This window comes from Burkholderia sp. MSMB1498 (assembly GCF_001526245.1).
GTDB lineage: Bacteria > Pseudomonadota > Gammaproteobacteria > Burkholderiales > Burkholderiaceae > Burkholderia > Burkholderia savannae.
In genome coordinates, this window is record NZ_LOYJ01000111.1 from 58,575 (window position 1) to 73,435 (window position 14,861).

Below are 14,861 nucleotides of genomic sequence, written 5' to 3' on the forward strand. Positions count from 1 at the left end.
CGCACGGCGGGCGGGCGGCGCAGCGACGCCGCCCGCGCATCGCCGTCACTGCGGCTGAACGGACAGCTTGTTGTTGACCGACGCGACGCCCGTCACGCCTTTCGCGGCCTCGACCGCCTTGTCGATCTGCGACGCATCCGGCACCGATCCCTCGAGCGTCACGACGCCGCCCTTCGCGCGCACCGTGATGTTCGACACGTTCACGCCGTTCACCTTCGAGATCGCCTTGCGCACCGCGTAGCCGAGCTTGCGGTTCGATTTGCGCGCGGTCTTCGCGGCCGCCTTCGACGCGTTCGTCGCGGCGGCGGGTTCGCTCGCCGCCGCGGCGGGCTCGCTCGCCTGCGCAAATGCGTTGCCGCACGCGAGCGCCGCGACGATCATGCCTGCGACAGCCTTCGATACGATCGATTTCATGCGTTCTCCTGATTCTGATGGTTTCGACGGGAACCGCGACAGCAGGCGATGCTCGGTCCGCGAGCGGACCGCGATGCGGCGTCGCGCGACGCCGCACGTCGGCTGCGCGAGATGATGCGGGACGTGCGCCGGCCGGGAATCGGGCCGGATGCGAACCGGCGCGCGGCGGATCGGAACCCGTCCGCTGCGCGCCTCGCCGCGCCGGAACGCTGCGCGACGACGGGCGCGGCCGTTGCGGCGCATGCGGCCGCATCGGCCGGCGCCCGGGCACGCGTTCGACAGATGAACACGCGCCCGGGCACCCTGCACAATGTAATCCACAGTCCGCGTGCGCGCCAAGTTCTCTTGCCGCGGCGCGACGCAGCGCGCCGCCGCAGAGCCGCCGAACTCGGGTACCATCGCCGCGAACAGACCGCCAGCCGTCAGTCTCATGAAGCCAGACCAACCTCGCCGCCGTCATCGGCCGCACCGCATCGTCGCCCGTTTCGTCGCGGTGTCGTGGCGCGATCTCGCGATGTCGATCGGACCGACCGTCGCGCTGTCGATCGCCGCGATCTGGCTCGCGATCGCGCTGATCCAGCCCGCGCCGCCGACGTCGCTCGCGATCTCGGCCGGCCCGCCCGGCAGCACGAACTGGCGCGCCGCGCAGCGCTACAAGCAGATCCTCGCGAAGAACGGCGTGACGCTCGACGTGCTCGAATCCGAAGGCTCGGCCGAAAATCTCGCGCGGCTGTCGGACCCGGCGCAGAAGGTCGACGTCGGCTTCGTCCAGAGCGGCATCGAGCAGAAGGAGAAGCAGGAGAATCTCGTGTCGCTCGGCAGCGTCGGCTACGTGCCGCTCGCGATCTTCTATCGCGGGCCCGTGATCGAGCGGCTGTCGCAGTTCAAGGGCAAGCGGCTCGCGCTCGGAGCCGAGGGCGCGGGCGCGCACGAGCTCGGCCTCGCGCTGCTGAAGATGAACGGCATCGCGCCGGGCGGCTCGACCGAGCTGCTGCCGCTCGCGGGCGAGGACGCGGCGCGCGCGCTGACCGAAGGCAGGATCGACGCCGCGTTCCTGTCCGGCGACTCGACGCAGATTCCGGTGATGGCGAAGCTGTTCCGCGCGCCCGGCGTGCATTTCTATTCGTTTACGCAGGCCGAGGCGTACACGCGGCGCTTCCCGTACCTGACCGACATCACGCTGCCGATGGGCGTCTACGATCCGGGCACGAACCTGCCGCCGTCGGACATCCACACGCTGTCGCCGACCGTCGAGCTGATCGCGCGCGACACGCTGCATCCGGCGCTGTCGGACCTGCTCATCGAGGCCGCGCGCGAAGTGCACGGCCACGCGACGATCCTGCAGCGCGCGGGCGAGTTCCCGTCCTCCGTCACGCACAGCAGCTTTCCGCTGTCCGACGACGCCGCGCGCTACTACAAGTCCGGCAAGACGTTCCTGTACCGGAAGCTGCCGTTCTGGGTCGCGAGCCTCGTCGACCGGCTGCTCTTCATCGTCGTGCCGCTCATCGTCGTGCTGATTCCGGGGCTGCGGCTCGTGCCGGCGCTGTACGGCTGGCGCGTGCGCTCGCGGATCTACCGCTGGTACGGCGCGCTCATCGCGCTCGAGCGCAACGCGCTCGGCGAGCACACCGCGCAGGAGCGCATCGAGCTGCTCGACAAGCTCGACGACGTCGAGGAATCGGTCAACCGGATGAAGATGCCGCTCGCGTACGCCGGCCAGTTCTACGTGCTGCGCGAGCATATCGGCTTCGTCCGCGAGCGGCTGCTCGCGCGCGAACACGAGACGCCGTCGCCCGCCGCGCCGGACGCGCGAACGCAAACGCAGCCAAGGCCCGCCGGCAGCCCGCCTCCGTCAACCGGCGCTTGAGCCGAAATTCCGTCGCGGCGGCTGCATTTGCCCGCGCCGCCGCGTAACATTGAACAACGGGGCCGCGCGTTGCGTCCTTTTCCTCAGGAGACTCTCCATGACCGTCGGCCTCGACGCCTCCCAGCCGATATGGTTCTACGACTTCCTGTCGCCGTTCTCGTATCTGCTGCTGGAGCAGCACGGCAAGTGGCCCGGCATCGCGTTCGCGCTCACGCCGGTGGCGCTCGCCGAAATGCATCGCCGCTGGGGCCACCGCCCCGCGTCCGACGTGCCCGCGAAGCGCGTCTTCACCTATCGGCACGCGCTCTTTCGCGCGGAGCAGCTCGGCATCCCGTTCAGGATGCCGCCCGCGCATCCGTTCGATTCGACGCGCCTGCTGCTGCTCGCGATCGCGCTCGATTCGGACGTCCACGCGATCCGCGAGATCTTCCGCTTCGTCTGGCGCGAGGGGCGCGACCCGACGGCGCCCGACAATTTCGCTGAGCTGTGCGGCCGCGTCGGCATCGCGCACGACGACGACCGCATCACGTCCGACGAAACGCTCGCGCAGCTGCGCCGCAACACCGAGGACGCGATCAGCCTCGGCGTGTTCGGCGTGCCGACCTTCTGGCTGAACCGCCAGCTCTTCTGGGGCGAGGACGCGCTGCCGATGGTGCTCTACTGCGCGCGCACGCCGAGCTGGCTCGAATCGGACGAAGTGAGACGAATCAGCGCGCTGCCGTCCGGATTCGCATGACGTCGCCCCGCTTGCCGCGCCGCGGCCGCGCGATGCGCCGCGCCTGCGCCTGCGCCTGATGCCGCCTTCCCCGCCGCAGATGCAACCGGATCAAGACCCCGCCGCGTCGCTCGACGTGTGGCTCGTGCGCGTGCTGCGCACGCTGCTCGTCGAGCGCAGCGTGACGCAGGCCGCGCTGCGCCTGAACCAGACCCAGCCCGCGGTGAGCGCCGCGCTGCGCAAGCTGCGCGACGCGCTCGGCGATCCGCTCCTCGTGCGCGGCAAGACGGGCATGGTGCCGACCGAGTACGGCGCGTCGCTCCTCGGCGCCGCCGAGCGCGCGCTGCACGACATCGACTTCGTCGCGACGCCGCACGGCCCGTTCGATCCGGACACCGCGCGCCGCACGTTCCGGATCGCCGCGCCGGATTACCTGAACGACTTCTTCATGCCGACGCTGATCGCGCGCTTTCGCGCGGCGGCGCCGCACGCGCGGCTCGAAATCGATTCGCTGAATCCGTCGCTCGATCACGCCGCCGCGCTCGATGCGGGCGCGCTCGATCTCGTGATCGGCAACTGGCCGAAGCCCGATCCGCGCTTCGTGCGCACCGATCTGTTCTCGGACTCCGTCGTCTGCCTGATGCGGCGCGACCATCCGCTCGCGCGCGCGCCGCTCACGCGCGACGCGTACGCGAACGCCGCGCATCTCGCGCCCGCGCCGTACATCGGCGCGCGGCACAACGCGATCGAGATCGGCCTCGCGCGCGCGGAGATCGCGCGGCGCGTCGTCGCGACGCTGCCGTACTTCGGGCTCGTGCCGCAGGTGCTGCTGCAGTCGGACCTGATCTTCACGACGACGCGCCGCTTCGCGATCCATTACGCGCAACTGCTGCCGCTCGTCGTCGTCGAGCCACCCGTGCCGTTTCCGCGCATTCGCTGCTATCAGCTCCGGCATCCGGCGCCCGATCGGCCAACCGACGTCGATTGGCTGAGCGCGCTGATGGACGATGTGTCGGCGGCGTTGACGGTACGGGGAAAGCGGCGGTAAGGAGCCGGCGGCGAATGTGCCGCGCGAGCGTGATGCGCGACGCCGTCGGTATCGGTATCGGCATTCGCGTCGGCGTCGGCGTCGGTATCGAGCCGTCGATGGTTACTCCGCGCGTCGCTCGTTCGCCAACGAATGCATCGCAGAGCGAAACGCCGACAAGCGGCCGGGCCGGGCCAGGCCGCATCGCATCGACACGATGCACGCCCCGCGGATACGTCGCGCACGCATCCGTCGAAGGCCCTCGCCCGCGCCATCGCACCGCGCACGCACCGCCGAATCAGCGCGATGAAGAGCGCTCCGCTGAGCGCAGCGGCAACGTCTGCCAACGTCGGCGCGGTCGGCCCGCGGCGATGCGCGAAGAGGAGCCGCACCGCGAACGCCGCTCCGCGCACGGGCACGCCGAGCCAATCCCAGCGCGCACCAATCGCAGCGCGCACTCGACGCCGCCCAGCAAGCAATGAGGGGTTTGTCGCGACCTTATCGTGACCTTCTCGCATCTTGTCGCGACCTCATATACTGAATTTCGTGCCTTCCCCGCCGAACCGCGAATCGTCGATTCGCGGCCCCATGCGCCCACGCCTTCGCCTACGCCTTCGCTCACCGCCGCCGCATCAGCGCGATGAAAAACGCACTGCCGAGCGCCGCGGTGACGATCCCGATCGGCAGATCCTCCGGCGCGGCGAGCGTGCGCGCGGCGACGTCGGCCCACACGAGCAGCGCCGCGCCGCTCAGCCCCGCGACGGGCAGCAGCCGCCCGTGCTCCGCGCCGACGAGACGCCGGCACAGATGCGGCGTCACGAGCCCGACGAAGCCGATCGCGCCGCTCACGGCGACCATCGCGCCCGTCGCGAACGACGCGATCACGAACACTTCGCGGCGCATCCGCGCGACGGACACGCCGAGCGAGGCCGCCGCGACGTCGCCGGACATCAGCGCGTTCAGCTCGCGGCGACGCGCGAACAGCAGCAGCGCCGCGAGCGCCGCGCAGCACGCGGGCGCGCCGAGCAGATCCCAGCGCGCGAGCCCGACGCCGCCCAGCATCCAGAACAGCACCGACGACGCGGCGCGCGGATCGCCGAGATACAGCAGCAGGTTCGCGACCGCGGTCATCACGAACGACACCGCGATGCCCGCGAGCAGCAGGCGATCCGATTCGAGCCGGCCGCGCCGGTACGCGAGCGCGATCACGAGCGCGGTTGCGGCGAGCGCGCCCGCGAACGCCGCGAACGACAGCGTGAGCGGCCCGAACGCCGCGCCGAAGCCGAGCGTCGCCGCGACCGCGCCGAGCATCGCGCCCGAGCTCACGCCGAGCAGATGCGGATCGGCGAGCCGGTTCGCGGTCGCCGCCTGCAACGCGACGCCGACCATCGCGAGCGTCGCGCCGACGAGCGCCGCGAGCAGCGCGCGCGGCAGCCGGATCTGCCAGACGATGCTGTCTTCGGCGATCGACGCGCCGTGCGGCGCGAGCGCATCGATGCGCAGCAGATCGGCCACGTGCGCGGCGACGATCGCGACGACGCGCGCCGGCGCGATCGGTGTCGCGCCGAGCGCGACCGCGGCGACGATCGAGCTCGCGACGAGCGCCGCGAGCGCGGGCAGCACGAGCCGCGCGCGCCATCGGCGGCCGCTCGATGCGGCAGACCCATGCGATGCATCGACGATCGTCGCGTCGCTCATCGCGCCGCCCTCGCGAACGCGTCCGGATGCAGGCCGCGCGCGATCGTCTCGACGGCCGTCGCGTTCTCGACGCCGGGCGTCGCCGCATCGTACGGAATCACGATGAAGCGGCGCGCGCGTATCGCGTCCACTTGCGCGAGCGCCGGCTGGCTCAGCAGGAACCGCTTCTTCTGCTCGGCCGTCACCGCCGAATAGTCGACGATCACGATCGCCTGCGGATTGCGCGCGACGACGCTCTCCCAGCCGACCTGCGTCCAGCTGCGCGGCACGTCGTCCATCACGTTGCGTCCGCCCGCCGCCGCGATCAGCGCGTTCGGCATCGCGAGCGCGCCGGCCGTCAGCGGCTTGTCGGTGCCGCTGTCGTAGACGAACACGCGCGGCGGCGCCTTTCCGCGCGCCGCGCCCGCCCCCGCGAGCGCGCGGCGCACCGCGTCGATGCGCGCGCGCATCGCGCCGACGACCTGCGCCGCGCGCGCGTCGACGCCGAAGATCCGGCCGAGGTTCGTCAGATCGCGATAGACGTCGTCGAACGACGCGGGCGGCCGGCGCATCACGTCCGAGCACGACTCGCTCAGCTCATACGTTCGGATGCCGAACCGTTCGAGCGACGCGGGCGTGACCGGGCCGCCCGGATTCATCCCGTAGCCCCAGCCGGCGAAGTAGAAATCCGCGCGCGCGTCGACGAGCGCCTCGAGCGACGGATAGTGCGTCGCGAGCTCGGGCACGCCCGCGAGCGCCGCGCGCAGCCGCGCATTGCCGGTCTTCCAGCCGGCGATGCCGGTGTAGCCCGCCATCCGGCTCTTCAGGCCGAGCGCGATCATCATCTCGGTCAGGTTCGCGTCGTTGCTCACGGCGCGCGCGGGCGCGCGCTCGAACGTCACGTCGCGATCGCAGCTGTGCACCGTCACCGGAAAGGCGATCGCATCGCCCGTCGTCGCAGCGGCGGCGATCATCGCGGCCGTCGCGAACGACAGCGTGCGGGCGGCGTGCGCGCGCGCCGCGCCGGGCGAAGCAGCGCTTCGTTTCAACATCGTTCGGCATCCTCCGGATAGATCAGCGTGACCCGCGGGCGCCCCGACACCGGGTGCGCGTCGACGATCGCATCGACGCCGAACACGCCGGCAATGAGCGCGCGCGTCAGCACGTCGGCGGGCGCGCCGCTCGCGACGATGCGCCCGCCCGCCAGCACGTGCAGCCGGTCGCAATACGCGGCGGCGAGATTCAGGTCGTGGATCGTCGCGAGCGTCGTCACGCGCAGCGCGCGCACGCGCGCGAGCAATTCGAGCTGATGGCGCACGTCGAGATGGTTGGTCGGCTCGTCGAGCAGCAGCAGCGCCGGCTGCTGGACGAGCGCGCGCGCGAGCAGCGCGCGCTGCTTCTCGCCGCCCGACAGCGACGCGAAGCGCCGCTCGCGCCGCGTCCACAGATCGACGTCGCGCAGCGCGGCTTCGACGATGCGCGCGTCGTCCGCGGTGTCCGCATCGAACAGGCGCTTGTGCGGCGTGCGGCCCATCCGCGCGACTTCCTCGACCGTCAGCCCGAAATCGTCGGGCGCTTCCTGCTGCAGCACCGCGATTCGCTGCGCGCTCCAGCGCGGCGACGCGCGCCACACGTCCTGCGCGTCGAGCGTCACCGTGCCCGCCTGCGGCCGTGCGAAGCGGAACGCGCAACGCATCACGCTCGTCTTGCCGCTGCCGTTCGGGCCGATGAGGCCCGCGAGCTCGCCCGCGCGCACGGTCAGCGACAGTTCCCGCAGCACGCCGGGCGCGCCCGGCGGCGACCAGCTCAGGCATTCGATGTCGAGTGTCGCGGACATGGGCGGGCCTCGTCGAGGGTCGTCAGGATGGGCGGCGCGCTAGAAGCGCAGCGTCGCGACGAGCTCGGCCGAACGCGACGGCCCGAGCAGCCATTGCGCGCCGCCGTTCGACGTCGATGCCGCGTACGTGCGGTTCGCGAGATTGCGCGCATAGAGCGCGACGTCGACGTCGCGCGTCGCCTGCCACGCGAGCGACGCGTCGAACACCGTGTACGACGGCACCGGCACGAGGTTCGCGTCGTCGCCGTAGCGGCGGCCGACGTAGCGCACGCCCGCGTTCGCTTGCCAGCCGGGCGCGAACGCCCAGCCGATCCACAGGTTCGCGCTCTGCTGCGGGATGTCGTGCGGCACGTTGCCCGCGCGCTGCACGGCCGCATCGCCTGTGCGCTGACTGAAATCGTCGTAGCGCGCGCGCAGCCATGCCGCGTTCGCATCGATCGTCACGCCGCCCGCCAGCCGCACGCCGCCCGCGAGCTCGACCCCGCGCGACGACTGGCGGCCGACCTGCTGCGCACGCGCCGGATTGAGCACATCGGTGCTGACGAGACCGCGCTTGACGATGTCGTACACGGCGAGCGTCCAGTACGCGCGGCCCTCCGCGATCTCGTGCTTGACGCCCGCTTCCCACTGGCGGCCGGTCGCGAGCGTGTAGTTCGCCTGCGACGCCGACAGCGTGACGAGCGAGCCGACGCCCTCCGCGCCCGTCGTGTATTGCGCGTACGCGGCGAGGCTCGGCGTGATCTCGTAGACGAGCCCGCTGCGCCAGCCGGTGTGCGCGAAGGTCTTGTCGAAGGTGCCGCCCGCGATCAGATCGTCGCGTCGCAACGACAGATGGTCGTAGCGCAGCCCGCTCACCCACGCGAGCCGCGGCAGCACTTCGAGCCGGTTCTCGACGAACGCCGCCGCCTGGCGCGTGCGCGTGCGAAAGCGCGGCAGCGTCGGATCGGGGCTCGCGAACGCGCCGGGATCGAAGCCGTATGCATCGACCGTCGATGCGCCGCGATACGGCGAATTGTTCGCGCCGTCGAACGCGATCTGGTTGAACTCGACGCCGATCACGAGCCGGTTCGCCCGGCCGAGCACGCGCGAGTCGATGCGCGCCGTGAGCCGCTCGCCGAACTGCCGCTCGCGATGGAAGATCTCGAGATAGTCGCCGCGCGCGACGGTGCGCGACGCCGCGTCGAGCGCGTACGATTCCGCGTCGCGCCAATGGCGGCGCGTCGCGAGGTAATAGAGCTGGCCGTCGAGCGTCACGCCGTTGCCCGCGCGATACGTCGCGGCGAGCCGCGTCCACGTGTCGTGATAGGCGATCGTCGCGTCGCCGACGTTGTAGTTGCGCTCGCGCAGCGCGCGATCGAGTACGCCGTTCGTCACCGGCGCGCCGAAATAGGTCGCGGGCTTCTGGCGGCCGTAATCGAAATCGAGCGCGATCGACAGACGCGGGTCGACGTCGAGCTTCAGCGCGCCGCCGACGGCCGTCGTGTGCGCGTCACCGCGATCGACGAAACCGCGCGTGCGCTCGTCGCTCAGGTGGAAACGATAGGCAAGATGCGAACCGAGCGCGCCCGTCGTGTCGAACGCGACGCGCTTGCCGCCTTGCGTGCCGATGCCCGCCTGCAGCGTCGTCGAACGCTCGCGGCTCGGGCGCTTCGTCACGACGTCGACGACGCCGCCGATCGCCCCTTCGCCGTACAGCACGGACGCGGGCCCGCGCAGCACCTCGATCCGCTCGGCGGACCACGTCGAGAACGGGAACGTGGCCGTGCCCGCGGCCGGATAGAGGCGCACGCCGTCGACGAGCGTCGTCACCGATTCCTGCCCCGCGAAGCCGCGCACGCTGAGCGCGGTGCCGCCGTTGCCGGGCGCCGCGGCCGTGCTGAAGCCCGCCGCGCGCGTGACGGCGTCGACGATCGTGCGATCGCCGCGCGCGGCGATCTGCTCGGACGTGATCGCCTCGACGCTCGCGGGCGTGTCGAGGCTCGCGAGCTTCAGACGCGAGCCTGCCGAAAGCGGCGTGGACAGCGCCGGCGGCGCGTGCGGCGCGCCGCTCGTCACGTGCACGGTCGGCAGTTCGCGATGGCTTTCGCGCGCGGGCTCGGCCGGGTCCGCGTCGGCGGCGAGCGCGCCGGACGCCGTCATCGCGCACGCGAGCGCCGTCACGCAGCGCTCGATAGTCGTGCTGCGCCGTGACGGATCGGCGCAGGCCGCCTGGTCACAATGCACGGCGTGGGCGGCGTGGGCGGTGCGCGCGCCGGCCGCTGCGGGCGTCCGGCGCAACGCGCGGCAACGCGACGGCGCGTGTGGAATCCGGCTCATCGGCGAACCGCCTCGGCCGTCATCGATGCCGGGGCGCGCATCGTGCGCCCCGCTGTCGTCCCCGCTGTCGCCCCCGTTTCGCGGTCCCGGATGCGCCCCGCCTGTTTCGCTACGTTCACTGCTCGTCGACTCCCGCAACCTTGATCGGCATCGCGCGGGCGACTCGACGCCGTCGATCGGCGGCAGGGACGACGGCCCCGCCGCATCGGCGTCGCGCACGCGCGCTTGTGTGCAGGCGACGCGCGCGTCGCGCGATCGCGATTGCTTGCGGTTCGCCTACACGGCGGGGACGATGATATAACATATCATCCTACTTTTGCACGGGGATCGAGGTCGAGGAATCGAGGAATCGAGGAATCGGGAGAACCGTCGGAATCGGCGCGGACGATACATTCGACCGCGATCGGCACATCACGAGCCCGCCCGACGTCCGCGCGAGCGATCCGGACCGACACATGCCGATCACGGAACAAAGCGTTCGACGACATGCCGCCTGCATGCTGCAGGCGCGCGTGCCGGCCCGCACGCGCTCACTTCGCGCAGAAGGTTTCCTGCAAATGCGTCCAGCGCACCGCGCCCGTCTGCGAATCGCGCTCGAACACGACGGTCGAGCGGCGCGTCGGCAACTCGCCCGTCGCGTCCGTCTGATACTCGCAGTAGCTGACGACGCCGTGCGTCGACTCCGCCGCGAGCGCGCGCATCTCCGAAAACGTGATCTTCAAGCCGGGCTTGCGGCCGGCGAGCCGCGCGAACAGCGCGCGCATGGCCGCGTGATCGTAGACGTTGCCGTCGGTGCCGATCATCGTGAAGTGCTGCGCGAAGCGCGCCATCAGCGCGTCGAGCGCCTCGGGCCCGGATACGTCGCCCGACAGCCAGCCGCCGATCGCGTCGCAGCCGGCGACGACTTCATCGAAATACGGTTGATGCGCTTGCATGGGCTTCTCTCGTCAAGGCGCGCGACACATGGCGCGCGAATCCGCGAGTCTACGCGATGCGCGCGGCGCGCGCATTCGATGCGATCCACGCGTCGGCTATTTTCAATGGCGACGAACGCTGGTTTCCCGCGTGTGCCGCTCGGCACGCGCATGTCGCGTGCCAATGTGCGGACTTTTCCGCAAACATGCCGTTCGCGCTCGAAGGCGCAACGCGCCGATGCGCTTGGGTGCGATCGCGCGCACGACCGAACGCCGACAGTCGACTCGAGCGTCCGCGACATTCCACCCCCGATCAGCGCACCGGACGGCCGACGCATGTCTGCGCCGCTGCACGAAATTCGACATCGCAAACGGTGACGCTCCACGTCGGTGCGCCAAAACCGGATCGAGAGATATCGAGCGCGCCGCGAATCGACGCGCCGCGCTCGATCGCAGACACTCCATCTGCGTCCGTTGGGGCCAGCACATGCCCCCACCGTTGCAAGACGCGCGACGTCGCAACGGGCACGGCTCCACGCCGATGCATCAAAGCGGGATCGAAGGATATCGAGCGCGCCGCCGCAAGACCCGCGCCATCGCGGCCCGCGACGCAGCGGCTCAGCGCGCCGGAACCGGATCGAGGCCCGTCTTGCGCACGTCGTCGGCCGACGCGGGCGACGCCAGGTAATCGAGCAACGCGCGCGCCTCGCGCGGATGGTTCGCGCCGACCGGAATCCCGCCCGCGAACCGCGTGACCGATTGCAGCGCCTCCGGAATCTTGCCGACAAACGTCACGCCCTGCACCGGCAGCAGTTCGCTCACCTGCTGGAAGCCGAGCGCGTAGGTGCCGTCGGCCACCTTCGACGCAACCGGAATGCGCGGCACCATCGTCGCCTTCGGCCTGACCTCGGCCTCGACGCCGAGCCGCTTGAACAGCTCGTTCCCGATGTAGACGCCGCTCGCGCTGTCCGAATACGCGACCGACTTCGCCTGCAGCAGCGCGGCCTTCAGCGCGTCGGGCGAGCCGATGTCCGGCACCGGCTCGCCCGCGCGCACGACCGCGCCGATCCGCGAATCGGCGAGCTCGACGCGCGAGGCCGGATCGACCTTGCCTTCGCGAATCAGCGTGTCGAGCGCGTAGCCGACCATGATCACGACGTCGGCCGGTTCGCCGCGCGCGAGCCGGTTCGGGATCGCTTCGGGCGTCGCGCCCATCGACGGGCCATAGGCGATGTCGAGCGTGTTGCCCGTCGACGCCTCGAACTTCGGCGCGAGCAATTTGTACGCGGCGGTGAAGCCGCCGGAATTCATCACGTGCAGCTCGGCTGCATGCGCTTGCGCGAGCGCGGCGGCCGCAGCCAGCAGCGCGACGCCGATCTGCTTCGTCAGGGCGTGTCTCATCGTTGTCTTCGTGTTCGGGCGATCGTCGGATAGGAAGCGACGGTCATCTTCGCGGAAACCGGTTTCGCTGAATAGCGCTGGTTTGTACGGATCGGCCGGCGACGGCGCACCGTTGCCGCCCGCATTCGCGCAACACACGCGAAAGGGGCGGCTTCGGCGCGATTCGGTCTGATGCGATTCGATGCAATGCAGTGAAATGCAATTCGACGCGACGCGACGCGATGCGATGCGATGCGATGCGGCGATCGTCACACCGCACGCCTCGTGCGCGCCGACGCGCGATGCCCGCTCACGCCGCCGCGCAATCGCCGCGCGTCACGCTCCCGCCCGCGCCGCGCGCACCGCCTGCGCCGCGCGCAGGATCGACTCGCCCGTCGCGGGCGCGGCGAGCGGCGGATTGATCGCGTACTCGCCGAGCGCCGCAATCGCGTCGCGGATCGCGAAAAACACCGAGAACGGCAGCAAGAGCGGCGGCTCGCCTACCGCCTTCGACCGGTGGATGCTGTCCTCCGCGTTGCGGTTGTCGAACAGCCTCACACGGAAATCCGGCGGACAATCGTTGACGGTCGGAATCTTGTATGTCGACGGCGCGTGCGTCTTCAGCTCGCCGCCGTCGCTCCACCACAGCTCCTCGGTCGTGAGCCACCCCATTCCCTGGATGAACGCGCCTTCGACCTGCCCGATATCGAGCGCCGGATTCAGCGACGCGCCGACGTCGTGCAGCACATCCGCGCGCAGCACGCGCATCTCGCCCGTCAGCGTGTCGACGACGACTTCCGACACCGCCGCGCCGTACGCGTAGTAGAAGAACGGCCGCCCGCGCAGCGCCGCCTGATCCCAGTGCAGCTTCGGCGTCGCGTAGAAGCCGTCCGACCAGAGCTGCACGCGCGCGCGATACGCCTGCGCGACGACTTCCTCGAACGGCACGGCCGCATCGCCCACCCGCACTTCGTCGTGCACGAAGCGCACGTCGGCCGCGCTCGCCGCGCCGGCGCCGAAGCGCTCGGCCGCGAACGCGGCGAGCCGCTCGCGCAATTGGCGCGCCGCGTCCTGCGCGGCCTTGCCGTTCAGATCGGAGCCCGTCGACGCGGCCGTCGCCGAGGTGTTCGCGACCTTGCTCGTGTCGGTCGCCGTCGCGCGAATCCGCGCGAAGCCGACGCCGAGCTCGTGCGCGACGACCTGCGCGACCTTCGTGTTGAGCCCCTGGCCCATCTCGGTGCCGCCGTGGTTCACGAGAATCGAGCCGTCGGTGTAGATGTGGACGAGCGCGCCCGCCTGGTTGAAATGCGTGACGTTGAACGCGATGCCGAACTTCACCGGCGTGAGCGCGATGCCCTTCTTCAGCACCGGGCTCGCCGCGTTGAACGCGCGCGTCGCCGCGCGGCGCTCGCGGTACGCGCTCGTCGCCTCGAGCTCGGCGATCAGCTCGGGGAGCACGTTGTCCTCGATCGTCTGCCCGTAAGGCGTCACGTTGCGCTCGGTCTTGCCGTACAGGTTCGCGCGGCGCACGTCGAGCGGATCGCGGCCGAGCGCGCGCGCGACGCTGTCGACGACGTACTCGATCGCGAACGCGCCCTGCGGGCCGCCGAAGCCGCGAAACGCGGTGTTCGACTGCGTGTTCGTCTTCCCGCAGCGGCCGACGATCGACACGTCGGGCAGCCAGTACGCGTTGTCGAAGTGGCACACCGCGCGCGTCATCACGGGCCCCGACAGGTCGGCGGAGAAGCCGCAGCGCGACGTCATGTCGACCGCGACGCCTTCGATCACGCCCGCATCGTCGTAGCCGACGTCGTAGCGGTAATGAAAGTCGTGGCGCTTGCCGGTGATCATCATGTCGTCGTCGCGATCGGGGCGCAGCTTCACCGGGCACTGCAGCTTCCACGCGGCGAGCGCCGCGCAGCACGCGAACAGGCCCGATTGCGATTCCTTGCCGCCGAAGCCGCCGCCCATCCGCCGGCATTCGACGAGCACGTCGTGCGACGCGAGCCCGAGCGCGCGCGCGACGAGATGCTGCATCTCGCTCGGATGCTGCGTCGAGCTGTAGACGTGCATCGCGCCGTCCTCCTTCGGCACCGCGTACGCGATCTGCCCTTCGAGATAGAACTGCTCCTGGCCGCCGAGCGTCATCTCGCCCGACTCGCGATGCGCGGCGCGCGCGATCCGCGCGGCCGCGTCGCCGCGCGCGAGCTTCATCGGCGGCAGCACGTACGAGCCGGCCGCGCGCGCGTTCTGCGCGGTCAGGATCGCCGGCAGCTCGTCGTATTCGATCTGCGCGAGACGCGCGGCGCGACGCGCCGCATCGTGCGACGTCGCGACGACGACGAACATCGGCTGCCCGACGTACTGGACGACGCCGTCGGCGAGCACCGGATCGTCGTGGACGATCGGGCCGCAATCGTTCGCGCCAGGAATATCGGCCGCGGTCAGCACCGCGACGACGCCCGCCGCCGCGCGCACCGCGTCGAGCCGCATCGACACGATCCGCGCGTGCGGCTTCGCGGACAGGCCGAGCGCCGCGTGCAGCGTGCCCGCGACGAGCGGGATGTCGTCGGTGTAAGTCGCGCGCCCGCTCACGTGCAGATGCGCGGACTCGTGCGGGCGCGACACGTGGACCTGCTTGAACGCGTCACGCTCGGCGTCGGCGGCGACGCTCAGGAAGGGTTCGGCTTGCTGGTTCATGATGCGATGGCTCC

At 70.8% G+C, this 14,861-nt stretch carries 12 protein-coding genes; 4 read left to right on the top strand and 8 right to left on the bottom strand.

Annotated features, from left to right (window positions below; genetic code table 11):
- Window positions 1–45 precede the first annotated feature (45 nt).
- Complete coding sequence (locus WS91_RS25300; RefSeq protein WP_059583674.1) at window positions 46–414, bottom strand: BON domain-containing protein; 369 nt, start codon at window positions 412–414, stop codon at window positions 46–48.
- Between the two features lie 430 nt (window positions 415–844).
- On the opposite strand from WS91_RS25300, the gene WS91_RS25305 reads away from it, so the two are divergent.
- From WS91_RS25305 to WS91_RS36340, 4 genes are all read left to right on the top strand, one after another.
- Window positions 845–2,281, top strand: a complete 1,437-nt coding sequence (locus tag WS91_RS25305; protein ID WP_038751845.1) for a TAXI family TRAP transporter solute-binding subunit — start codon at window positions 845–847, stop codon at window positions 2,279–2,281.
- 97 nt (window positions 2,282–2,378) lie between these two features.
- On the top strand, window positions 2,379–3,017 hold the full coding sequence (locus WS91_RS25310; RefSeq protein ID WP_038751842.1) for a 2-hydroxychromene-2-carboxylate isomerase: 639 nt from the start codon (window positions 2,379–2,381) through the stop codon (window positions 3,015–3,017).
- A gap of 79 nt (window positions 3,018–3,096) precedes the next feature.
- On the top strand, window positions 3,097–4,044 hold the full coding sequence (locus tag WS91_RS25315) for a LysR family transcriptional regulator (protein ID WP_059671249.1): 948 nt from the start codon (window positions 3,097–3,099) through the stop codon (window positions 4,042–4,044).
- Between the two features lie 14 nt (window positions 4,045–4,058).
- The gene (locus WS91_RS36340; RefSeq protein ID WP_156432492.1) at window positions 4,059–4,505 is read left to right on the top strand and encodes a hypothetical protein; all 447 of its coding nucleotides are present in this window, start codon (window positions 4,059–4,061) and stop codon (window positions 4,503–4,505) included.
- 136 nt (window positions 4,506–4,641) lie between these two features.
- Here the strand turns inward: WS91_RS36340 and WS91_RS25320 are convergent, their stop codons facing one another.
- From WS91_RS25320 to xdhB, 7 genes are all read right to left on the bottom strand, one after another.
- On the bottom strand, window positions 4,642–5,721 hold the full coding sequence (locus WS91_RS25320; protein WP_038751837.1) for a FecCD family ABC transporter permease: 1,080 nt from the start codon (window positions 5,719–5,721) through the stop codon (window positions 4,642–4,644).
- The gene (locus WS91_RS25325; protein ID WP_059671250.1) at window positions 5,718–6,752 is read right to left on the bottom strand and encodes an ABC transporter substrate-binding protein; all 1,035 of its coding nucleotides are present in this window, start codon (window positions 6,750–6,752) and stop codon (window positions 5,718–5,720) included. The genes WS91_RS25320 and WS91_RS25325 overlap by 4 nt, the downstream gene beginning before the upstream one ends.
- Window positions 6,746–7,537, bottom strand: a complete 792-nt coding sequence (locus tag WS91_RS25330; protein ID WP_038751832.1) for an ABC transporter ATP-binding protein — start codon at window positions 7,535–7,537, stop codon at window positions 6,746–6,748. The genes WS91_RS25325 and WS91_RS25330 overlap by 7 nt, the downstream gene beginning before the upstream one ends.
- A gap of 39 nt (window positions 7,538–7,576) precedes the next feature.
- On the bottom strand, window positions 7,577–9,853 hold the full coding sequence (locus WS91_RS25335) for a TonB-dependent receptor (RefSeq protein ID WP_059671251.1): 2,277 nt from the start codon (window positions 9,851–9,853) through the stop codon (window positions 7,577–7,579).
- 530 nt (window positions 9,854–10,383) lie between these two features.
- Window positions 10,384–10,788 carry a nuclear transport factor 2 family protein gene (locus WS91_RS25340; protein ID WP_059671252.1) on the bottom strand — a complete coding sequence of 135 codons (405 nt, stop codon included), beginning with the start codon at window positions 10,786–10,788 and terminating at the stop codon, window positions 10,384–10,386.
- Between the two features lie 597 nt (window positions 10,789–11,385).
- Entirely contained in the window at window positions 11,386–12,168 is a 783-nt protein-coding gene (locus WS91_RS25345; RefSeq protein WP_059671294.1) for a substrate-binding domain-containing protein, read from the bottom strand.
- A gap of 315 nt (window positions 12,169–12,483) precedes the next feature.
- Window positions 12,484–14,847, bottom strand: coding sequence for a xanthine dehydrogenase molybdopterin binding subunit (xdhB, locus tag WS91_RS25350; RefSeq protein ID WP_059671253.1), 2,364 nt, complete (start codon window positions 14,845–14,847; stop codon window positions 12,484–12,486).
- Window positions 14,848–14,861: the final 14 nt, after the last annotated feature.

Bases quoted from the DNA above. Each gene is read 5' to 3' on its own strand.
- WS91_RS25300 (WP_059583674.1), bottom strand. From the start codon at position 414: ATGAAATCGATCGTATCGAAGGCTGTCGCAGGCATGATCGTCGCGGCG.
- WS91_RS25305 (WP_038751845.1), top strand. From the start codon at position 845: ATGAAGCCAGACCAACCTCGCCGCCGTCATCGGCCGCACCGCATCGTC.
- WS91_RS25310 (WP_038751842.1), top strand. From the start codon at position 2,379: ATGACCGTCGGCCTCGACGCCTCCCAGCCGATATGGTTCTACGACTTC.
- WS91_RS25315 (WP_059671249.1), top strand. From the start codon at position 3,097: ATGCAACCGGATCAAGACCCCGCCGCGTCGCTCGACGTGTGGCTCGTG.
- WS91_RS36340 (WP_156432492.1), top strand. From the start codon at position 4,059: ATGTGCCGCGCGAGCGTGATGCGCGACGCCGTCGGTATCGGTATCGGC.
- WS91_RS25320 (WP_038751837.1), bottom strand. From the start codon at position 5,721: ATGAGCGACGCGACGATCGTCGATGCATCGCATGGGTCTGCCGCATCG.
- WS91_RS25325 (WP_059671250.1), bottom strand. From the start codon at position 6,752: ATGTTGAAACGAAGCGCTGCTTCGCCCGGCGCGGCGCGCGCGCACGCC.
- WS91_RS25330 (WP_038751832.1), bottom strand. From the start codon at position 7,537: ATGTCCGCGACACTCGACATCGAATGCCTGAGCTGGTCGCCGCCGGGC.
- WS91_RS25335 (WP_059671251.1), bottom strand. From the start codon at position 9,853: ATGAGCCGGATTCCACACGCGCCGTCGCGTTGCCGCGCGTTGCGCCGG.
- WS91_RS25340 (WP_059671252.1), bottom strand. From the start codon at position 10,788: ATGCAAGCGCATCAACCGTATTTCGATGAAGTCGTCGCCGGCTGCGAC.
- WS91_RS25345 (WP_059671294.1), bottom strand. From the start codon at position 12,168: ATGAGACACGCCCTGACGAAGCAGATCGGCGTCGCGCTGCTGGCTGCG.
- xdhB (WP_059671253.1), bottom strand. From the start codon at position 14,847: ATGAACCAGCAAGCCGAACCCTTCCTGAGCGTCGCCGCCGACGCCGAG.